Source organism: Pantoea sp. B65 (assembly GCF_047308185.1).
Classification (GTDB): Bacteria; Pseudomonadota; Gammaproteobacteria; order Enterobacterales; family Enterobacteriaceae; genus Erwinia.
In genome coordinates this window covers 1-21,717 of the sequence record NZ_JAHXPU010000016.1, presented here as the reverse complement: position 1 = coordinate 21,717, position 21,717 = coordinate 1, and the positions used below count along the sequence as shown (strand labels likewise).

Sequence of the window (21,717 nt, the reverse complement as noted above, 5' to 3'; positions counted from 1 at the left end):
TCCCTGCCCTGACGGCGGGGATTTTTTTGCCCGTCAGGAATTTTCTTAGTGCTAAAAAATATATTTCCGTCGCAAAGCCCGTGATATCAGGCTTTAGCTGCCCTGCGTCTGAATAAATACGAAAACACTATATCTGGTATGGTTGATTTTAAAAACCACTACATCTAGTATTAAAACTATCAGACAGCCACCAGCGGTGGCGGAGCGAATCAGGGATAAAGCGCTTCGCATTACGCGGCGTTTCTTATGACAGAGGTAAATACGAATCATGCGCATTATTATTTACACTAAAGATAACTGTGTCCAGTGCAACGCAACAAAAAATGCCATGGATAAAAAAGGTCTCGACTATCAGCTGGTTAACCTTGACAGCGAACCGGCGGCGGTAGAAACGCTGAAATCGCTCGGTTATCGCCAGCTACCGGTAGTGATGGCCGCAGATCAACACTGGAGCGGTTTCCGCCCGGATAAGATCTCCGCACTCGGCCATCTGACTATGGCGCAGGGTTAATATCATGTTTCCACTGGTCTATTTTTCCAGCCAGTCGGAGAACACGCACCGTTTTATCAGCCGTCTGGGCTTACCGGCGCGGCGGATCCCACTGGATAGCGCACAGCGTTTACAGGCCGATCGCCCCTATATTCTGGTGGTGCCGAGTTATGGCGGAGGCAGCGCACGCGGTGCGGTGCCGAAACAGGTGATTCAATTTCTTAATGATGAAGCTAACCGCCGCCTGATCCGCGGCGTGATTGCCGCCGGTAACCGCAATTTCGGCACCGCGTTCTGTATGGCAGGCGACATCATTGCGCAAAAATGTCAGGTTCCTTATCTCTACCGCTTTGAGTTACTGGGGACCGCCGACGATATTGCTAACGTAAAAGCGGGAGTAACCCAATTTTGGCAACAACAGACAGCACTCTCATAAAACCAGCAGCCGGCGCGCTGGATTATCATGCGCTTAACGCGATGCTTAATCTTTATGATGCTGAAGGTAATATTCAGTTTGAGAAAGACCATGAAGCAACGCGTCAGTTTTATCTGCAGCATGTCATTCCCAATAGCGTGCCCTTCGATTCGCTGGCTGAACGCCTGCAATACCTGGTGGCGGAAGGGTACTACGAAGCCGAAGTGCTTAACGCCTGGTCGTTTGATTTTGTCTGTAACCTGTTTGCCCAGGCCTATCAGCGGCGTTTTCGTTTTAAAACCTTCCTCGGCGCCTGGAAGTTTTACACCAGCTATGCGCTGAAGACTTTTGACGGCAAACGCTATCTGGAAAATTTCGAAGATCGCGTCTGTATGCTGGCGCTGACCCTGGCGCAGGGCGACGAAAAGCTGGCCACCGCGCTAATGGAAGAGGTGCTGTCAGGGCGTTTCCAGCCCGCCACCCCAACCTTTCTCAATTGCGGCAAGCAGCAACGTGGTGAGCTGGTCTCCTGCTTCCTGCTGCGGATTGAAGATAATATGGAGTCGATTGGTCGCGCGGTAAACTCGGCGCTGCAGCTGTCAAAACGCGGCGGCGGCGTGGCTTTTCTGCTCTCCAACCTGCGTGAAGCCGGCGCGCCGATTAAACGGATCGAGAACCAGTCATCCGGGGTGATCCCGGTAATGAAAATGCTGGAAGATGCCTTCTCCTATGCTAACCAGCTCGGCGCACGTCAGGGGGCCGGGGCGGTCTATCTGCATGCGCACCATCCGGATATTCTGCGCTTCCTCGATACCAAGCGTGAAAATGCCGACGAGAAAATCCGCATTAAAACGCTGTCGCTGGGCGTGGTGATCCCGGATATTACTTTCCAGCTGGCACGCGATAATCAGCAGATGGCGCTGTTCTCACCGTATGACGTTGAGCGCATCTATGGCCTGCCATTTGGCGATATTAGCGTCAGCGAAAAATATGATGAGATGCTGGCCGACGATGGTATTCGTAAGCAGTTTATTAATCCGCGTGAGTTTTTCCAGACGCTGGCAGAAATTCAGTTTGAGTCCGGCTATCCGTACATCATGTTTGAGGACACGGTCAATCGCGCCAACCCGATTAAGGGGCGCATTAATATGAGCAACCTCTGCTCCGAGATTTTGCAGGTAAATACCCCGACCGAATATAACGACGATCTCAGCTATCGTCAGGTGGGTAAAGATATCTCCTGTAACCTCGGCTCGCTGAATATTGCCCATGCCATGGACTCAGAGGATTTTGCCCGTACCGTGGAGATCGCCATTCGCGGCCTGACCGCAGTGTCGGAGATGAGCCATATCGCCTCGGTACCGTCGATTGCCGAAGGTAATGCGCAGTCGCACGCTATTGGCCTTGGCCAGATGAATCTGCATGGCTATCTGGCGCGCGAAGGCATTATGTATGGCTCGGAAGAGGGACTGGATTTCACTAACCTCTATTTCTACTGTGTTACTTATCACGCGCTGCGCACCTCGAATCAGCTGGCGCGCGAGCGACAACAGAGTTTCGCCGGATTTAGCGAATCACGTTACGCCAGCGGTGAATATTTTAACCAGTATCTGGAGCAGAACTGGCAGCCGCGCACTGCGCGCGTTGCACAACTGTTTGCGGATGCCGGGATCCCGTTACCGACCCGGCAGGACTGGCTTGCTCTGCGTGACGCGGTGATCAGCGGCGGTTTGTATAACCAGAACCTGCAGGCGATCCCGCCAACCGGTTCGATCTCCTATATCAATCACGCTACTTCCAGTATTCACCCCATCGTATCGCGTATTGAGATTCGCAAAGAGGGCAAAACCGGTCGCGTTTACTATCCGGCGCCGTTTATGACTAACCATAATCAGGCGCTGTATAAAGATGCCTACGATATCGGCCCGGAAGCGATTATCGATACCTATGCCGAGGCGACGCGCCATGTCGATCAGGGTCTGTCGTTGACCCTGTTCTTCCGCGATACCGCCACCACCCGTGATATCAATAAAGCGCAGATTTACGCATGGAAAAAAGGCATCAAAACCCTTTATTACATCCGTCTGCGTCAGATGGCGCTGGAAGGCACCGAGGTCCAGGGCTGCGTATCCTGCTCCCTCTAATCGATCCCCCACGGGCGGCATCCACGCCGCTCGTGGCAGGAATTTGCACGACCTATCATAAAGAAAACAGATTATGACTCGATTAAAACGCGTACAAGCCATTAACTGGAACCAGATTCAGGATGATAAAGATCTGGAGGTGTGGAATCGTCTGACCGCCAACTTCTGGCTGCCGGAAAAGCTGCCGCTGTCCAACGATCTGCCCTCGTGGCACAGCCTGAATGCCCAGGAGCAACAGCTTACCATCCGCGTGTTTACCGGTCTGACGCTGCTTGATACCATCCAGAATACCCTCGGCGCTCCGGCACTGATGGCCGATGCGCTGACGCCGCACGAAGAAGCGGTGATGTCGAATATCTGCTTTATGGAAGCGGTACATGCGCGCTCCTACAGTTCGATCTTCTCGACGCTGTGCCATACCAGCGCTGTCGACGCCGCTTATCAGTGGAGCGAGGATAATCAGCCGCTGCAGCGCAAGGCCGAAATCATTCTTGAGCACTACCATAATGACGATCCGCTGAAGAAAAAAATTGCCAGCGTATTTCTTGAATCCTTCCTGTTCTATTCCGGCTTTTATTTACCGATGTACTGGTCCAGCCGCGGCAAGCTGACCAATACCGCCGATCTGATCCGCCTGATTATTCGTGATGAAGCGGTACATGGCTATTATATCGGCTATAAATATCAGAAGTCGCTGGAGAAAGCCGACGATGCGCGCCGGGAAGAGCTACAGCAATTTGCCTATGATTTAATACTGGCGCTGTACGAAAATGAACTGGCGTATACCGAAGCGCTGTATGACGAAGTAGGCTGGAGTGAAGAGGTAAAAGCCTTCCTGCATTACAACGCCAACAAAGCACTGATGAACCTCGGCTACGATGCCCTGTTCCCGGCGGAAATGGCGACAGTTAACCCGGCGATCCTCGCCGCGTTATCGCCAAATGCCGATGAAAACCATGACTTCTTCTCTGGTTCCGGTTCCTCCTATGTGATGGGAAAAGCCGTCGATACCGAGGATGATGACTGGAACTTTTAAGCGCTACCATGGGGGTGTCCGACAGGCATCCCCTATTTCCAGTTAATGCTGCTTTATTCCCCGAAATTCAGGCAATAAGCCTGCTTATTTTATGATAATAAATCCGTCATATTTCCCCCTGCCACATTAAATATCATTACCTTTTCTCAGTCATATTCTCCGGGCAAGGGACAAATTCGCGGGGGAAATAGCAATAAATTTTCATCTTTTTTCATCCGCCGTAATCCCTTGTCTGCTCTGGCATTATCAAAGATCCATGTCCCACAGAATTCCCCCGCTGCGCCCGTCAAGGGTTGTCAGATAATCTCAGTGTGTTAGGGTATATGCCGAATTTATTTAACCTGGGCAAATGAATAAATATAAGATAATTAACCATTCAACGGGAATTTAATTATTACATGGCAATTAAACTAGAAGTTAAAAATTTATATAAAGTATTCGGGGAAAATCCTGAGCGTGCGTTTAAGCACATTGAGAAAGGCATCAGCAAAGAGGCTTTGCTGGAGAAAACCGGCCTTTCCCTCGGGGTTAAAGACGCCAGTCTGGCCATTGAAGAAGGCGAGATCTTTGTCATCATGGGATTATCCGGCTCCGGTAAATCAACCATGGTTCGCCTTCTCAATCGTCTGATAGAACCTACTCGCGGGCAGGTCATAATTGATGGTGTCGACATCGCGAAAATATCTGACAGTGAACTGCGTCAGGTCCGTCGAAATAAAATCAGCATGGTATTTCAGTCATTCGCGCTGATGCCGCATATGACGGTATTAAATAACGCTGCCTTCGGTATGGAATTAGCCGGTGTTCCGTTGCAGGAACGGCAGGAAAAAGCGCTGGACGCGCTGCGTCAGGTGGGGCTGGATAATTACTCCCACGCTTATCCGGATGAGCTTTCCGGCGGTATGCGGCAGCGCGTCGGATTAGCGCGCGCTCTGGCGATTAATCCGGATATTTTGCTGATGGATGAAGCCTTCTCTGCGCTTGACCCATTGATCCGTACCGAGATGCAGGATGAGCTGGTAAAACTGCAGTCCAGACACCAGCGTACCATTGTGTTTATTTCGCATGACCTCGATGAAGCGATGCGTATTGGCGATCGTATTGCCATTATGCAGGGCGGTGAAGTGGTGCAGGTCGGCACGCCGGATGAAATTCTGAATAACCCCGCCAATGACTATGTGCGCACCTTCTTCCGCGGTGTGGATATCAGCCATGTGTTTAGCGCCAAAGATATCGCCCGTCGTAGTGCCGGTGCTTTGATGCGTAAAGCGCCAGGTTTCGGCCCGCGCTCGGCGCTCAAACTGCTGCAGGATGCTGACCGCGAATACGGTTACGTCCTTGAGCGGCAGAAGTTTGTCGGTATCGTCTCCGTCGACTCACTGAAAACGGCGCTGGCCGCCGGTGAAGGGCTGGATGCGGCATTACTCGCGTCTCCTGCCGCAGTGCCGGGCGATACCTCACTTAATGAGTTGCTGTCTCATGTGGCGCAGGCGCCGTGTGCGGTGCCGATCGTTGGTGAGGAAGATCAGTACATCGGCATTATCTCCAAAGGCACGTTACTACAGGCATTAGATCGCGAGGGGGCAACCAATGAGTAAGCAAACGGCAAATCCATGGGAAACCGCGCCAGCGCAAACCAACACACCCGCCGCTGACAGCAGCAGTGCCGCCAGCAGCAGCGCCGGCAGCGATGCCTGGGGCTCGCCGGCCCCTTCCGCCAGCGGCCATGATGCAGCGGCCAGCAGCAGCGACTGGCTGAGCAGTGCGCCAGCGCCACAGGCGGAACACTTCAATCTGCTCGATCCGTTCCACAAGACGCTGATCCCGCTGGACAGCTGGGTTACGGAAGGGATCGACTGGGTGGTTTCTCATTTCCGCCCGCTGTTCCAGGGCATCCGGGTACCGGTGGATTATATCCTTGGCGCCTTCCAGCAGTTACTGCTGGGTATGCCAGCGCCGGTGGCGATTATTATCTTCGCGCTGATCGCCTGGCAGCTTTCCAGCCTCGGTATGGGGATCGCCACGCTGGTGTCGCTGATTATCATTGGCGCGATTGGCGCCTGGTCGCAGGCGATGGTCACTCTGGCGCTGGTACTCACTGCGCTACTGTTCTGTATTGTTATCGGACTCCCGCTCGGTATCTGGCTGGCACGCAGTGAGCGCGCGGCGAAAATTATTCGTCCGCTGCTGGATGCGATGCAGACGACGCCAGCGTTTGTCTATCTGGTGCCGATCGTGATGCTGTTTGGTATCGGTAACGTACCCGGCGTGGTGGTCACCATTATCTTTGCCCTGCCGCCAATTGTGCGTCTGACCATTCTTGGCATCAAACAGGTGCCGGCAGATCTGATCGAAGCCGCCGAGTCCTTTGGCGCCAACCCGCGCCAGATGCTGTTCAAAGTGCAGCTGCCGCTGGCGATGCCAACCATTATGGCCGGGGTTAACCAGACCCTGATGCTGGCGCTGTCGATGGTGGTTATCGCCTCGATGATCGCCGTTGGCGGTCTGGGACAGATGGTACTGCGTGGTATTGGCCGCCTGGATATGGGCCTCGCTACCGTCGGCGGCGTTGGTATCGTGATCCTCGCCATTATTCTCGACCGTCTGACCCAATCCCTCGGCCGCACCAGCCGCAGCCGTGGGCCGCGTCGCTGGTATGCGTCCGGCCCTGTTGGCCTGCTGACACGTCCGTTTATCCGCTAATCTTTCAGGCGGTGCGCCAGCCGTACCGCCTGTCTACGCAGCACAATCCACACGAATAAGGGATCACTATGCGCAAGATAACCATTCTGGCCGCCGCGTTAACTACTCTGGCCGCAACACAGATTTCCGCAGCAGAAATGCCGGGTAAAGGCATTACCGTAAAACCGGTGCAGAGCACCATTTCTGAAGAGACCTTCCAGACGCAGCTGGTGAGCCGCGCGCTGGAAAAACTTGGCTATACCGTCGATACCACCAGCGAAGTTGACTATAACGTTGGTTACACCTCCATTGCCTCTGGCGATGCCACTTTTACTGCCGTCAACTGGCAGCCGCTGCATGACGATATGTACAAAGCCGCGGGCGGCGACAAAAAGTTTTATCGCGAGGGTAATTACGTTGAAGGCGCTGCCCAGGGTTATCTGATTGATAAGAAAACGGCGGAGAAGTACCACATCACCCGTATCGATCAGTTGAAAGATCCAAAACTGGCGAAGCTGTTTGATACCAATGGCGACGGTAAAGCCGATCTCACCGGCTGTACGCCAGGCTGGGGCTGTGAAGCGGTGATTAACCACCAGATTAAAGCTTACGAGCTCAGCAACACGGTAGAGCATAATCAGGGTAACTATTCGGCAATGATTGCCGACACCATTACCCGTTATAAAGAAGGTAAGCCGATCCTGTACTACACCTGGACCCCGTACTGGGTCAGCGACGTACTGGTCCCGGGTAAAGATGTAGTCTGGCTGCAGGTGCCGTTCTCTTCAATGCCTGGCGAACAGAAAAATGTCGATACCAAACTGCCGAACGGCGCCAACTATGGCTTCCCGGTAAATTCGATGCATATCGTGGCGAATAAAGCATGGACAGAGAAAAACCCGGCAGCAGCGAAACTGTTTGCCGAGATGAAACTGCCGGTTGCCGATATCAACGCCCAGAACTCGCGTATGCATACTGGCGAGTCATCTGAAAGCGATATTGCGCGTCATGTTGATGGCTGGATCAAAGCGCATCAGGCTCAGTTTGATAAGTGGGTGTCTGACGCGGCGGCGGCAGCAAAATAAACCGCGCCGGCGGGGCCATTAATGGCTCGCGTAACCTGGCGTAAAGGCGGCATTGATGCCGCCTTTTTTATTGCGATAATCTGCGCTACTGGTTTGTCCTGTTAATGACAACGACAATGAAATAGTTATTTGAGTTACTATTAGCCTATTCCACTTATCAACGCTGTTAACTGCTTATGAAATCTGCACCCCAGGGGCTTAGTTCGACACTGGTGGCACTGATGTCACTGGCGACCGGCCTCTCCGTTGCTTGTAACTACTACGTTCAGCCACTGCTGGAAACCATCGCCCGCAGCTTTGACCTCTCCATCAACCAGGCCGGTTTTATCGTCACCACCGCCCAACTCGGTTATGCCGCCGGACTGCTGCTGCTGGTGCCGCTTGGCGATATGCTGGAGCGTCGTGGCCTGATTGTTGTGATGAGTTTGCTGGCCGCCGGTGGCATGGTGGTCACCGCCCGGTCATCCAGCCTGACGATGATGTTGATCGGCACCGCATTAACCGGGTTGTTTTCCGTGGTCGCACAAATTCTGGTTCCGCTTGCCGCTTCGCTGGCGGCAGCGGAAAAACGCGGCAAAGTGGTCGGTACTGTGATGAGCGGCCTGCTGTTAGGGATTCTGCTGGCGCGAACCGTCGCCGGCGGTTTAGCCCAGCTGGGCGGCTGGCGCACGGTGTACTGGGTCGCCAGCGTACTGATGGTGCTGATGTCGCTGGCGCTGTGGCGCTATTTGCCACGCTATCGCCAGTCCACGCCACTGAACTATCCGCAGTTACTGGGTTCCATTTTTCAGCTGTATGCCGGCAATCGTGTGATCCGAACCCGCGCCATTATTGGCTGCCTCTCTTTTGCCAATTTCAGTGTGCTCTGGACCTCAATGGCCTTTCTGCTGGCGTCGCCGCCCTATAACTACTCCGAAGGGGTTATTGGCCTGCTGGGACTGGTCGGCGCTGCCGGGGCACTGGCGGCGCGCCAGGCGGGAAGTCTGGCAGATAAAGGCAAAGCGCGGCTCACTACCTCGCTGGGGTTGCTGATTATGCTGATATCCTGGGCTATAACCGCAGTTGGCGCCCACTCACTTATTGCGCTGATTATCGGCATTATTCTGCTCGACCTGGCGGTTCAGGGGGTACATATCACCAACCAGAGCGTGATTTATCGTCGCATGCCAGAAGCGCGTAACCGTCTGACCTCCGGCTATATGACCAGCTACTTTATTGGCGGCGCGGTCGGCTCGCTGGTCTCCGCCACCGCCTTCCGGCATGCCGGCTGGTATGGCGTCTGTACTGCCGGGGCGATCCTGACACTGCTGAATTTATTCGGCTGGTGGCGCGGATACCGTCACGAAGACGGCAGCAATTAGCCTGCAAATAGTAAATTGAGGGATTTTCAATGGCGACGGGGTATAAAGCCCTTGCGCACTCTGGTATTGTTTAACGTTACTTATTCAGGCTGGTTATTTTTACGCATGCAACTAATAAGCAATTGGAAAGGAATAGTGTCCAGTGCCGTGGTCAACGCCACCCTGGCACGTCCTGTCCGCTGCGCGCATGTCAGAGATAGCCGCCGTCAGATGGTTGCCCTCTCTTCTTTTCTTGCCACGGTAGCCTGCCGCCGCCTTCAGCGCACCTCCGGCGCGGTTACTCGTAGCCAATTCGCTGCTCATTTTTTGCCTTTTAACACCAGGCCGAGCTCCACCAGGCCGGTAAAAAAGTACCTTTTTTCTCACCAACAGCACCGGATTAATTACGCTGTTACGTGCCCTGGGTTATGGAGTGACCTGGAAATTGTTGATGATGATTTTGTGAGCCTGAAAACAATCGCCGCTCAAAAAGTGCCTACACTTTATAAGTCACCATCGTTACTATACCAGTTGCAACTAATGAGGTTCCCCTAAGATGGAAAGTTCGTTTACTCCCATTGAACAGATGCTAAATTTTCGCGCCAATCGTCAAAAAGACTTTCCTTTGCAGGAAATCATGCTGACGCGCCTGTGTATGCATATGCAGGGCAAGTTGCTGGAAAATCGCAATAAAATGCTGAAAGCTCAGGGGATTAACGAGACACTCTTCATGGCGTTAATTACCCTGGATGCGCAGGAAAACCAGAGTATTCAACCGTCTGAACTGAGCGCGGCACTTGGCTCTTCCCGCACCAATGCCACCCGTATCGCGGATGAGCTGGAAAAGCGCGGCTGGATTGAGCGTCGTGAAAGCGACAACGACCGTCGTTGCCTGTATCTGACCTTAACCGAGAAAGGTAATGAGTTCCTGCGTCAGCTGCTGCCGCCCCAGCACCAGAGCCTGCAGTATCTGTGGTCTTCGCTAAGCAATGCTGAGAAAACGCAGCTGGAAGGGATCACCCGCAAGTTGCTGAACCGCCTCGATCAAATGGACGAAGAACAAGTTATCTCGTCACTTTCGCGTCAATAGCAATAACTGCGACACAATCACGCTTAGAAACCGTTACTTTACCCCCCCCATTTATCCATGCCAGCGCTAATCACGCTGGCATTTTAGGCTCGGGACGTTGCGCGCAGGGATGGGCGCAGCCCCGTAATACGTGAAAAACGTGGAGAACACCATGAGTGCAAATGCGGAAATCCAGAACCCGCAGCAGCCAGCGAAAAAAAAGAAAAAGCGCAAAACCGCGCTAATTTTTCTGGCTGTCGTGTTTATCGTGATTGGTATCGCATACCTGACTTACTGGTTCCTGGTGCTACGCCACTATCAGGAGACTGATGACGCCTATGTTGCGGGTAACCAGGTGCAGGTGATGGCGCAGGTCGCAGGCAGCGTCAATAAAGTATGGTTTGACGATACCGACTATGTGAAAAAAGGGGATGTGCTGATCACCCTTGATAAAACCGATGCGGAACAGGCATTCGAAAAAGCACAGACCGCGCTGGCCACCAGCGTGCGTCAGACCCATCAGCTGATGATTAACGGTAAACAGTATCAGGCGTCTATCGATCTGCAGAAAACCGCCCTTATGCAGGCAGAGGCGGATCTGAAGCGTCGTGAACCGCTTGGCAGCGCTAACCTGATCGGCCGTGAAGAACTGCAGCACTCACGCGATGCGGTGGCGACAGCCAAAGCACAACTGGATGTTGCCGTTCAGCAGTTCAATGCCAATCAGGCGATGATTCTTAACACCTCGCTGGAAAACCAGCCGGCGGTGAAACAGAACGCCGCCGCCCTGCGCGATGCCTGGCTGGCGCTGCAACGTACCGAAATCGTCAGTCCGATGGACGGTTTTGTTTCACGCCGCAGCGTTCAGGTCGGCTCGCAGATCACTTCGGCCACCCCACTGTTAGCGGTGGTTCCGGCGAAGAATCTGTGGATAGACGCCAACTTTAAAGAGACCCAGCTCGCCGATGTGCGCATTGGTCAACCGGCAACGGTAATCAGTGATATTTACGGCGATGATGTCGAGTATCACGGAAAAGTTGTCGGGCTGGATATGGGGACCGGCAGCGCCTTCTCACTGCTTCCGGCACAGAATGCTACCGGCAACTGGATCAAAGTGGTACAGCGACTGCCGGTACGTATTGAGCTGGATGCCGCTGAAATTGACAAGCATCCACTGCGTATTGGTCTCTCGACGCTGGTGAAAGTCGATACTCAGAATAAAGAAGGTACCGTGCTGGCTAACAGCGTGCGTCAGTCCCCGGCTTATGAAAGTAATGCGCTGGCACTCGATTTAGCGCCGGTTAACCAGCTGATTAGCGATATTATTCGCGCCAATGCAGGCTAAGAAAGCGGGAGGCTGTTATGGCACAAAAACCGCTTGAGGGAGCCCAGCTGGTCCTGATGACCATCGCCCTGTCACTGGCGACCTTTATGCAGGTGCTGGACTCCACTATCGCTAACGTGGCAATCCCGACGATTGCCGGTAACCTCGGCGCCTCTAACTCTCAGGGCACCTGGGTTATCACCTCGTTTGGCGTGGCCAATGCGATCTCGATCCCTATCACCGGCTGGCTGGCGAAACGGGTCGGTGAAGTGAAACTGTTCCTGTGGGCGACCATCGCCTTTGTTCTCGCCTCCTGGGCGTGTGGCATGTCCGAAAGCCTTAGCATGCTGATCTTTTTCCGCGTGATTCAGGGCGTGGTCGCCGGACCACTGATCCCGTTATCACAAAGTTTGCTGCTGAGTAACTATCCACCAGCCAAACGCAGTATCGCCCTGTCGTTATGGGCGATGACGGTAATTGTCGCGCCAATTTGCGGCCCGATCCTTGGCGGCTGGATCAGCGATAACTATCACTGGGGCTGGATCTTCTTTATCAACGTGCCGATTGGGGTGATGGTGGTCGCGCTGACCTTGCAAACGCTACGCAATCGCGAAACCCAAACCGAGATCAAACCGATTGATACTGTCGGCCTGGTACTGCTGGTAGTCGGGATTGGTTCCCTGCAGATCATGCTGGATCAGGGGAAAGAGCTGGACTGGTTTAACTCTACAGAAATTATCGCGCTGACGGTTATTGCGGTGTCGGCACTGCTGGTGCTGCTGGTCTGGGAGCTGACCGACGATCATCCGATTATCGATCTTTCGTTGTTTAAATCGCGAAACTTCACGATTGGCTGTTTGTCGATCAGCCTCGCCTATATGCTTTACTTCGGCTCGATAGTGCTGTTGCCGCAGCTATTGCAGGAGGTATACGGCTATACCGCAACCTGGGCGGGTCTGGCTTCGGCGCCGGTAGGGATTATTCCGGTGATTCTGTCGCCGATCATTGGTCGCTTCGCCCATAAACTTGATATGCGCCGGCTGGTGACTTTCAGCTTTATTATGTATGCCGTCTGCTTCTACTGGCGTGCTTATACCTTTGAGCCGGGGATGGATTTTGGCGCATCGGCATGGCCGCAGTTTATTCAGGGATTTGCCGTGGCCTGCTTCTTTATGCCGCTCACCACCATCACTCTGTCAGGTTTACCCCCGCAGCGGCTGGCGGCGGCATCAAGTTTGTCCAACTTCGCCCGAACGCTGGCGGGTTCGATTGGCACCTCGATTACCACCACCATGTGGATTAATCGGGAATCGATGCATCACAGTTATCTGGCCGAGTCGGTAACACCGTACAACGCCAACTCACAGGCGATGTATCTTCAGCTGGAACAGGCAGGCATGACGCAACAGCAGGCGTCAGCTTATATTGCGCAGCAGATTACCAATCAGGGGCTGATTATTTCCGCCAATGAGATCTTCTGGGCTTCTGCCGGGGTGTTCCTGGTGCTGCTGGCGCTGGTGTGGTTTGCCCGTCCGCCGTTTGGTTCCGGCAGCGGCGGCGGCGCCCATTAAAAAAGGGAGCCATCAATGGCTCCCCTGGTATTCTGGTGCAGGGGCGGCATTCATGCCGCCCACATCGGATTAACTATTCTGACGCCACCACTCGGCTAACAGCACCCCGGTGGCAACGGAGACGTTCAGGCTCTCCACCTTACCGGTACCGCCAATCGATACGCTCAGATCACCCTGTTGCCAGGCGCTATCTGACAGACCATCACGCTCCTGCCCCAGAACCAGTACCATTTTGGCAGGCAGCTCGACGCGAGCCAGCGGCGTGCCTTTATGGCTGGAAGTGGTAACAATGGTGTAGCCTGCTTTACGGAAAGCATCCAGACCAGCAACAAAACTTTCGCCGCTAATCGCCTGCACATGTTCCGCGCCGCCTTCGGCGGTACGCACTGCCGCACCGGACTCCAGCAGTGACGCATCATCAACCAGCAAACCTTTGACGCCAAAGTGCGCACAGCTGCGCATAATGCCGCCGAGATTATGTGGGTTGCCGACATCTTCCAGCGCCAGTACACAGTCTTTCTCGCCTGCGCCGGAGAGCCATTCACTTACCGGCATCCCTGAACGCTTCTTAATCAGGAAGCAAACACCACCGTGGTGCTCGGTTCCTGAAGCCTTGGCCAGCTCAGCTTCATCCACCACATGGTAGGCTTTACGATTAGCGGCCATCCAGCGCAACGCTTCACGAAAACGTGGCGTAACTTCCTGCACAAACCATGCGCGAACAATGCACTCCGGACGGCTTAGAAACAATGCCTGACAGGCATTTTCGCCATAGACGCGAGTTTCTTCCATGCGCTGCCGACGCAGCTGTTCCGGATCGATATAACTTTTCCCGCTGATACCACCGTGATCGGGTTTGTTATCTTCTGCTGCTGCCGTTGGTGCACGAGAAACCGTGCGCCATGGCGAGTCACTATGACCGCTATCGCGCCCGCCGCGGGGCTTATCATCAGCATTTCGGGAAGGACGACGATTGCCATCCTGACGAGATGCGGCCGGGCGGCCACCTTTACCGGTACGTGGGTTTTGCCCACGCTTATCTTTCTCGTCATCACCGCGGACATACATCACTTTGACTTTGCCGCTTTTACCTTTAAATTCGTCGTTCATCTTTTCCTCCACCTGGCTGAGCGCGAAGCGCGCAGATTACCTGATGTGACCACGCTAAGCTATTAACTTCCACCAAAAGCTATTAACTATTATACCCATTGGGGATTCCACGTTGTTGATGTGGCAAGGTGGTCCGATAATTAGCCACAGAAATATGCCGGGCGGTTAGTAAACGCTCACCAATAACCCACTCTTTGAGGTGAACCATGAATACGGTTTGTGCATCATGTCAGGCGACGAATCGCGTTCCGGAAGATCGTATTACTGACAATGCGAAATGCGGTCGTTGCGGCAGCCCGCTATTTGACGGCGACGTTATCAACGCCACTGCGGCCACCCTGGATAAGTATCTGCAGGACGACCTGCCGGTAGTGGTGGATTTTTGGGCTCCGTGGTGCGGTCCCTGCGTTAACTTTGCGCCGGTTTATGAAGATGTGGCAGAAGAACGCAGCGGCAAAATACGCTTTATTAAGGTTAATACCGAAGCGGAACCAGAGCTGAGCGCACGCTTTCGTATCCGCAGTATCCCAACCATTATGTTGTTTAAGCAGGGACAGATGGTGGATATGCTGAATGGCGCCATGCCAAAAGCCCCCTTCTCAGCATGGCTGGATGAATCGCTTTAAACAGTGGCGCGGGCGGCATAAATACGCAGGATGCGGGGTATATTGTCAGTACGGGCGGCATACAGCCGCCCCTACGTTTTTATGATTTTTTCCGCTACACTGCTTTTTTCTTTCTGATGCCGCCTTATGACCGCTCTTTACCCATCCAATGCCGTCCTGCGGCTGCGCGCCGAACGCCTTGCCCGCGCCACCCGCCCGTTTCTCGCGCGCGGAAATCGCACCATTCGTTGTCAGGGTTGTCTGCTGCCGCAAAAAAATTGCCTGTGCGAGACTATCTCGCCGCAGCTGGCGCGTAGCCGTTTCTGCCTGGTGATGTTTGATACTGAACCGATGAAACCCAGTAATACCGGACGGCTGATTGCCGATATTTTGCCGGATACGCAGGCTTTTGGCTGGTCGCGTACCGAACCCGACCCGGCGCTGCTCGCGGCGGTGCAGGATCCCGGAGTTCAGCCGCTGGTGGTATTTCCCGAATCCTATGCTGATGCCGGTCGGCCGGTACTGAATACGCCGCCCCTGAGCGGAAAACCGCCGCTGTTTATTATGCTGGACGGCACCTGGACCGAAGCGCGCAAAATGTTTCGCAAAAGCCCGTGGCTTGATGCGCTGCCGGTAATGTCCCTGACACTGACCACCGTCTCGAATTATACCCTGCGCGAAGCCCATGGCGCCGGACAGCACTGTACCGCGGAAGTTGCCGCCCAGCTGCTGGCACAGGCCGGTGATAGCGCAGCGGCACAGGCGCTTGATCAACACTTCAATTTATTCCGTCAACGTTATCTGGCGGGAAAACCTCATCATCCAATCCATCTCACGGCAGAAGTCGCAGAAAGCGTTTAGAATCAGGCTAATCACTTTCTACGGGAGCTGGAAATGAGCCAACGCGGCCTGGAAGCACTGTTACGTCCTAAATCGATTGCGGTAATTGGCGCTTCGATAAAACCACAACGAGCGGGTTATCTGATGATGCGTAACCTGCTGGACGGCAACTTCAGCGGTCCGATCCTGCCGGTAACGCCACGCTACAAAGCCGTCTGCGGCGTACTCGCCTGGCCAGATATCGCCAGCCTGCCGCTGGCTCCCGACCTCGCGGTTATCTGTACCAATGCCGGTCGTAATCTCAGCCTGTTACAACAGCTGGGGGAACGTGGCTGCAAAGCCTGTATCATTCTCTCCGCTCCCGACAGCCAGCTTGCCGCGCTGAAAGCCTGCGCCAGCAAATGGCAAATCCGTCTGCTGGGGCCAAACAGCCTTGGGCTGCTGGCGCCGTGGCAGGGACTTAACGCCAGTTTTTCGCCGGTACCGATCGGAAAAGGGAAACTGGCGTTTATTTCGCAGTCGGCGGCGGTGTCGAACACCATTCTGGACTGGGCGCAGCAGCGGCAGATGGGCTTTTCCTGGTTTATCGCCCTCGGTGACAGCCTTGATATTGATGCCGACGATCTGCTTGATTTCCTCGCCCGCGATGGCAAAACCAGTGCGATCCTGCTCTATCTTGAGCATCTGAGTGATGCCCGGCGTTTTGTCTCCGCCGCGCGTAGCGCCTCACGGAATAAGCCTATTCTGGTGATCAAAAGCGGGCGTAGCGAACGGGCGCAGGCATTGCTGAAAACTCATCCCGGCCTTGACGCCGCATGGGACGCCGCCATTCAGCGCGCCGGTTTACTGCGTGTGCAGGATACCCATGAGCTATTTTCCGCAGTAGAAACCTTAAGCCATATGCGCCCGCTGCGTGGTGAACGTCTGATGATTATCAGCAACGGCGCCGCCCCGGCGGCGCTGGCGCTGGATGCCCTCGACGCCCGCAATGGCAAGCTGGCGACGCTCAGCGACGACACCCTCGCAGCACTGGCTGCCGCACTGCCGCCGACAATCACCCCCGGCAATCCGCTGGACTTAAAAGATGACGCCTCCTCCGAACATTATCAGGCAACGGTAAGGCTGCTGCTGGATAGTCATGATTTTGACGCGCTGATGATTGTCTATTCACCCAGCGCGGTCGCCCCGGCCACCGTCACGGCTCAGCAGCTGATTGAGGTAATCAAACAGCATCCGCGTGGCCATGCGGTAACAATGCTGACCAACTGGTGTGGCGAACACTCTTCCCCGGACGCGCGCCGTGCCTTTAGCGAAGCCGGGATCCCAACCTATCGTACGCCGGAAGGCACCATCACCGCCTTTATGCATATGGTCGAGTACCGGCGTAACCAGAAACAGCTGCGGGAAACCCCGGCATTACCGTCGGATCTGCAGCAGGATACCGCTCATGCTCATCGGCTAATCCAGCAGGCGCTGACTGCCGGCCCGGTCACGCTGGATACCCACGAAGTACAGGCGATACTGCAAGCCTACGGACTCAATACGCTGCCGACCTGGATTGCCAATGACAGTGTCGAGGCGGTACATATCGCCGGACAGATTGGTTATCCGGTGGCACTGAAACTGCGTTCACCGGATATCCCGCACAAATCGGAAGTACAGGGCGTCATGCTCTATCTGCGTACCGCCAGTGAAGTACAGCAGGCCGCCGAGGCAATTATCGATCGTGTAAAACTGGCCTGGCCACAGGCGAGGATCCACGGCCTGCTGGTGCAGAGCATGGCCAACCGTGCCGGGGCGCAGGAGTTGCGCATTGTGGTCGAACAGGATCCCCTGTTTGGCCCGATTATTATGCTGGGTGAAGGCGGTATTGAGTGGCTCGCCGACCGTCAGGCAGTAGTGGCCTTACCGCCACTGAATATGACGCTGGCGCGCTACCTGGTGATCCAGGCGATAAAAAGTGGCAAAATTCGCGGTCGCAGCGCATTGCGCCCGCTGGATATCGCCGGCATCAGCCAGGTGCTGGTAAAGGTCTCTAACCTGATCGTCGCCTGTCCCGATATTCAACGGCTTGATATTCATCCGCTATTAGCAGCCGGTGATGAATTTACCCTGCTTGACGTCACCATGCAGCTGGCGCCGTTTAGCGGTGATAGTGAGGCACGGCTGGCGATCCGCCCTTATCCGCATATGCTGGAAGAGCTGGTGGAGCTGAAAGATGGTCAGCGCTGCCTGTTCCGGCCAATCCTGCCGGAAGATGAACCGCTGCTGCAGCGTTTTATTGCCCAGGTGACCAAAGAGGATCTTTACTACCGTTATTTCAGTGAGATCAACGAGTTTACTCATGATGATTTAGCGAATATGACGCAAATCGACTACGATCGGGAAATGGCGTTCGTGGCGGTGCGTCAGCATCAGGGCGAGAGTGAGATTATTGGCGTGACGCGGGCCATCTCTGATGCCGACAATATCGATGCCGAGTTCTCGGTATTGGTTCGTTCTGATCTGAAAGGACTTGGTATGGGCCGTCGCCTGCTGGAAAAAATGATCGTGTATACCCGCGAGCATGGCCTGCAACAACTTAACGGCATTACCATGCCGGGTAATCGTGGTATGGTGACCCTGGCGCGTAAGCTGGGGTTTACAATTGATATTCAGCTGGAAGACGGTATTGTCGGCCTGACTCTGCCACTCGCCAGCACCGGCAACTAAGCATGTAGGGAAAGGTAAAATTAACGCCTTCCGCTGCAGTTGATGTTAATATTCCTGGTTACAGTCATGATTTAATGGCAAAAGGCCATTCAATGAACAGAGAAGAAGCGCACTGTGATGTTGTCTAAATTTAAGCGCAATAAACACCAACAACACCTTGCACAACTGCCAAAACTTTCTCAGTCAGTTGCTGATGTGACAACGCTGTTTTCACCGCACGATTTTCGCGAAACATTGCTGGAAAAAATCGCCGGTGCGACACGTCGCATCTGTATTGTGGCGCTTTATCTGGAAAATGATGATGGCGGTCGCGGCATCATGTCTGCGCTGTACGCAGCAAAGCGCGCCCGTCCACAACTTGATATCAGCGTACTGGTTGACTGGCATCGTGCTCAGCGCGGGCGTATTGGCGCCGCCGCAGCGGCAACCAATGCCGACTGGTATTGTGAGATGGCAGCGCAGGATCCGCAAAACGCCATTCCGGTCTACGGCGTTCCGGTTAATACCCGCGAAGCGCTTGGCGTGCTGCACCTGAAGGGTTTTATTATTGATGACACCCTGCTGTATAGCGGCGCCAGCATCAATGATGTCTATCTGCATCAGCACGATAAATACCGCTATGACCGCTATCAGCTGATCCGTAATCCGCAGTTGGCGGATACCATGCTGGCCTGGATCGATAATAATCTGAAAAGCGCCGAAGCGGTTCATCGTCTGGATCGTCCTGAGCGGCCTAAAAGCCCGGAGATCAAAAATGAGACCCGTCAGTTCCGCCAGGATTTGCGCGGTTTTGACTATCATTTCAGCGGCGATGCCAGTAATGAAGAGCTGGCCGTCACACCGTTAGTTGGCCTCGGCAAGCGCAGCCTGCTAAATAAAACCATCTACCATTTAATGCCGTGCGCAGAGCAAAAACTCACGATTTGCACGCCTTACTTCAACCTGCCGGCATTACTGGTACGCAATATCATTTATCTGCTGCGTCAGGGGAAGGAGGTAGAGATTATTATTGGCGATAAAACCGCCAACGATTTCTATATCCCGGAAGATCAGCCGTTTAAAATTATTGGTGCGCTGCCCTATCTGTATGAAATCAATCTGCGCCGCTTTCTCAGTCGTCTGCAGTACTATGTCACCAGCGGACAGCTGAAGGTCAGGCTGTGGAAAGATGGCGAAAACAGTTATCACCTGAAAGGCATCTGGGTGGATAACGAATGGATGCTGATTACCGGCAATAACCTCAATCCGCGCGCATGGCGACTGGATCTGGAAAATGCGGTGCTAATCCATGATCCGCTGCAGCAGCTGACGGAACAGCGCGAACGCGAGCTGACCCTGATTCGTACCCATACCTCAGTGGTTCAACACTTCCGTGATTTAGACAGCATTGCTGATTATCCGGTTAAAGTTCGTAAGCTAATCCGCCGCCTGCGTCGTATCCGTATAGATAAGTTGATCAGCCGGATCCTTTGAACTTTCTGTTCCCTCCCCCGGGCTATCCGGGGGAGGGCTGGCGAACAGTCACAGCGTAATGCCTTTCCCTCTGCGGTGCAGCAGCAGCGAGACCACAAATGCCACTGCCGCCATCGCCGACACATACCAGAAGAAGCTGGTCTCGTGTCCTGCCGCTTTTAGTGACAGCGCAACATACTCCGCAGAACCGCCAAAGAGCGCATTCGCTATCGCATAAGATAGCCCGACGCCCAGTGCCCGCACTTCCGGTGAGAACATCTCCGCTTTCAGAATGCCACTAATCGAGGTATAGAAACTGGTGATCAGTAAGGCGATCATCACCAGCGCAAAGGCGATCCAGCTGTTATGCACATCCTGCAATACCGTCAGGATCGGCACTGTCAGCAGGGTGGCAAAACCACCAAAGATTAGCATCGAGCTGCGGCGGCCAATCTTATCTGATAAAGCGCCAATTAGCGGTTGCACCAGCATAAATACCAGCAGTGCAATGGTCATCAGCGCGCTGGCCGTTTTCGCATCCATGCCCGAGGTGTTCACCAGGTATTTCTGCATATAGGTAGTGAAGGTATAAAAACTTAACGAACCGCCAGCAGTAAAACCGAGCACCATAATAAAGGCACGGCGTTGTTTCCACAGGCCACGTAAACTGCCAGCATCTTTATGCGCACGGGTTTTATCATCGGACGTTTCATCCAGCGAACGCCGCAGAAATAACGCGACCACCGCCAGTACTGCTCCGATGGCAAAGGGAATACGCCAGCCCCAACTGTGCAAATCTTCATCGGAAAGAACTTGCTGCAGGATAACCACCGTTAACAGGGCCAGCAACTGACCACCAATTAAGGTCACATACTGGAACGAGGCATAGAATCCTTTGCGTCCTTCCACTGCCACTTCACTCATATAAGTGGCGCTGGTGCCATACTCACCCCCTACCGACAGCCCCTGGAACAATCGCGCCAGTAATAATAATACCGGTGCCCAGATCCCCAGCGTGGCATACCCCGGTAAGCAGGCAATCACCAGTGAGCCGAAACACATCATACAAACTGAAATCAGCATTGATGTTTTACGGCCATGCTTGTCGGCGATATAACCAAATAGCCAGCCGCCAATGGGACGCATCAGAAAACCGGCGGCAAATACGCCGGCAGTTTGTACCAGTTGGGTAGTAGTGTTACCGGCAGGGAAGAAGATATGCGCAAAATAGAGTGAGCAAAACGAATAAACATAGAAATCAAACCATTCCACCAGGTTGCCCGAAGAGGCACCGACGATGGCCCAAATACGTTTTCTGGTCTGTTGCGCCGTTTCAGCCTGCTGTTGATGTTGTTCAGTTAGAATGTTGGCCATTGAATTCCCTCATTTTCCTTGCTGATAAAAACAGCATCAAAGGATTCAGTAAAACACCTGAGGGTTACTTAAATCAAATTCTTTGCATTTTGCATTGCTGGGGGAGGCTTAATGGTTTCGGTGCTTAATGCCCAGACGCAAAAAAGCCCCATGCGTGAGCATGAGGCTTCTTAACCGGCGGCATAAATGCCACCCTTTCAATTTGATGCCTGGCAGTTCCCTACTCTCGCATGGGGAGACCCCACACTACCATCGGCGCTACGGCGTTTCACTTCTGAGTTCGGCATGGGGTCAGGTGGGACCACCGCGCTACAGCCGCCAGGCAAATTCTTTGTGCATAAAACGAACCTTTTGCGCTGCTTCAGCACAAAACCCTTCGTTTCCGCAGATTCTTTATCCGTGAACTGAGCTGAAAATTGTTGTCTCTGTGCTGTTATCAGCACGGGCGGCATGAATGCCGCCCCTACA

The 21,717-nt window shown here is 54.0% G+C and carries 17 protein-coding genes and 1 rRNA gene; 15 read left to right on the top strand and 3 right to left on the bottom strand.

Annotated features, from left to right (window positions below):
- Nucleotides 1-268 precede the first annotated feature (268 nt).
- The 11 genes from nrdH to emrB all read left to right on the top strand — a co-directional run bounded on the left by nrdH (nt 269) and on the right by emrB (nt 13,156).
- A complete protein-coding gene (gene nrdH / locus JWF83_RS05455; RefSeq protein WP_413649189.1) occupies nt 269-511 on the top strand; it encodes a glutaredoxin-like protein NrdH in 243 nt (80 codons plus the stop codon).
- A 4-nt stretch (nt 512-515) separates the two neighbouring features.
- Nucleotides 516-926 carry a class Ib ribonucleoside-diphosphate reductase assembly flavoprotein NrdI gene (nrdI, locus tag JWF83_RS05450; RefSeq protein ID WP_413649188.1) on the top strand — a complete coding sequence of 137 codons (411 nt, stop codon included), beginning with the start codon at nt 516-518 and terminating at the stop codon, nt 924-926.
- On the top strand, nt 923-3,049 hold the full coding sequence (gene nrdE / locus JWF83_RS05445; protein WP_413649435.1) for a class 1b ribonucleoside-diphosphate reductase subunit alpha: 2,127 nt from the start codon (nt 923-925) through the stop codon (nt 3,047-3,049). Before nrdI ends, nrdE begins: the two co-directional genes overlap by 4 nt.
- A 73-nt stretch (nt 3,050-3,122) precedes the next feature.
- A complete protein-coding gene (gene nrdF / locus JWF83_RS05440; RefSeq protein WP_413649187.1) occupies nt 3,123-4,085 on the top strand; it encodes a class 1b ribonucleoside-diphosphate reductase subunit beta in 963 nt (320 codons plus the stop codon).
- A gap of 398 nt (nt 4,086-4,483) precedes the next feature.
- Complete coding sequence (proV, locus tag JWF83_RS05435) at nt 4,484-5,683, top strand: glycine betaine/L-proline ABC transporter ATP-binding protein ProV (RefSeq protein ID WP_413649186.1); 1,200 nt, start codon at nt 4,484-4,486, stop codon at nt 5,681-5,683.
- Nucleotides 5,676-6,788 carry a glycine betaine/L-proline ABC transporter permease ProW gene (gene proW / locus JWF83_RS05430; protein WP_413649185.1) on the top strand — a complete coding sequence of 371 codons (1,113 nt, stop codon included), beginning with the start codon at nt 5,676-5,678 and terminating at the stop codon, nt 6,786-6,788. The genes proV and proW overlap by 8 nt, the downstream gene beginning before the upstream one ends.
- A gap of 68 nt (nt 6,789-6,856) precedes the next feature.
- Nucleotides 6,857-7,852 (top strand): glycine betaine/L-proline ABC transporter substrate-binding protein ProX, encoded by a 996-nt coding sequence (proX, locus tag JWF83_RS05425; protein ID WP_413649184.1) that lies wholly within the window; start codon nt 6,857-6,859, stop codon nt 7,850-7,852.
- A 176-nt stretch (nt 7,853-8,028) separates the two neighbouring features.
- The gene (locus JWF83_RS05420; protein ID WP_413649183.1) at nt 8,029-9,213 is read left to right on the top strand and encodes an MFS transporter; all 1,185 of its coding nucleotides are present in this window, start codon (nt 8,029-8,031) and stop codon (nt 9,211-9,213) included.
- 535 nt (nt 9,214-9,748) lie between these two features.
- Nucleotides 9,749-10,282: a transcriptional repressor MprA gene (mprA, locus tag JWF83_RS05415; RefSeq protein WP_413649182.1), complete on the top strand. Its 534-nt coding sequence runs from the start codon at nt 9,749-9,751 to the stop codon at nt 10,280-10,282.
- Nucleotides 10,283-10,433: 151 nt separating this feature from the next.
- Entirely contained in the window at nt 10,434-11,606 is a 1,173-nt protein-coding gene (emrA, locus tag JWF83_RS05410) for a multidrug efflux MFS transporter periplasmic adaptor subunit EmrA (protein ID WP_413649181.1), read from the top strand.
- A gap of 17 nt (nt 11,607-11,623) precedes the next feature.
- Nucleotides 11,624-13,156 (top strand): multidrug efflux MFS transporter permease subunit EmrB, encoded by a 1,533-nt coding sequence (gene emrB / locus JWF83_RS05405; RefSeq protein WP_413649180.1) that lies wholly within the window; start codon nt 11,624-11,626, stop codon nt 13,154-13,156.
- Between the two features lie 69 nt (nt 13,157-13,225).
- Here the strand turns inward: emrB and JWF83_RS05400 are convergent, their stop codons facing one another.
- Complete coding sequence (locus JWF83_RS05400; RefSeq protein WP_413649179.1) at nt 13,226-14,266, bottom strand: tRNA/rRNA methyltransferase; 1,041 nt, start codon at nt 14,264-14,266, stop codon at nt 13,226-13,228.
- A 206-nt stretch (nt 14,267-14,472) separates the two neighbouring features.
- On the opposite strand from JWF83_RS05400, the gene trxC reads away from it, so the two are divergent.
- The 4 genes from trxC (at nt 14,473) to pssA (ending at nt 19,896) form a co-directional block, all read left to right on the top strand.
- On the top strand, nt 14,473-14,892 hold the full coding sequence (trxC, locus tag JWF83_RS05395) for a thioredoxin TrxC (RefSeq protein WP_413649178.1): 420 nt from the start codon (nt 14,473-14,475) through the stop codon (nt 14,890-14,892).
- Nucleotides 14,893-15,018: 126 nt separating this feature from the next.
- Complete coding sequence (locus JWF83_RS05390) at nt 15,019-15,732, top strand: tRNA-uridine aminocarboxypropyltransferase (RefSeq protein WP_413649177.1); 714 nt, start codon at nt 15,019-15,021, stop codon at nt 15,730-15,732.
- A 33-nt stretch (nt 15,733-15,765) separates the two neighbouring features.
- A complete protein-coding gene (locus tag JWF83_RS05385) occupies nt 15,766-18,423 on the top strand; it encodes a GNAT family N-acetyltransferase (protein WP_413649176.1) in 2,658 nt (885 codons plus the stop codon).
- A 114-nt stretch (nt 18,424-18,537) separates the two neighbouring features.
- Nucleotides 18,538-19,896 carry a CDP-diacylglycerol--serine O-phosphatidyltransferase gene (pssA, locus tag JWF83_RS05380; RefSeq protein WP_413649175.1) on the top strand — a complete coding sequence of 453 codons (1,359 nt, stop codon included), beginning with the start codon at nt 18,538-18,540 and terminating at the stop codon, nt 19,894-19,896.
- 48 nt (nt 19,897-19,944) lie between these two features.
- Here the strand turns inward: pssA and JWF83_RS05375 are convergent, their stop codons facing one another.
- Both JWF83_RS05375 and rrf read right to left on the bottom strand, forming a co-directional pair.
- The gene (locus JWF83_RS05375) at nt 19,945-21,249 is read right to left on the bottom strand and encodes an MFS transporter (RefSeq protein ID WP_413649174.1); all 1,305 of its coding nucleotides are present in this window, start codon (nt 21,247-21,249) and stop codon (nt 19,945-19,947) included.
- 207 nt (nt 21,250-21,456) lie between these two features.
- A 5S ribosomal RNA gene (gene rrf / locus JWF83_RS05370) occupies nt 21,457-21,572 on the bottom strand.
- Nucleotides 21,573-21,717 lie beyond the last annotated feature (145 nt).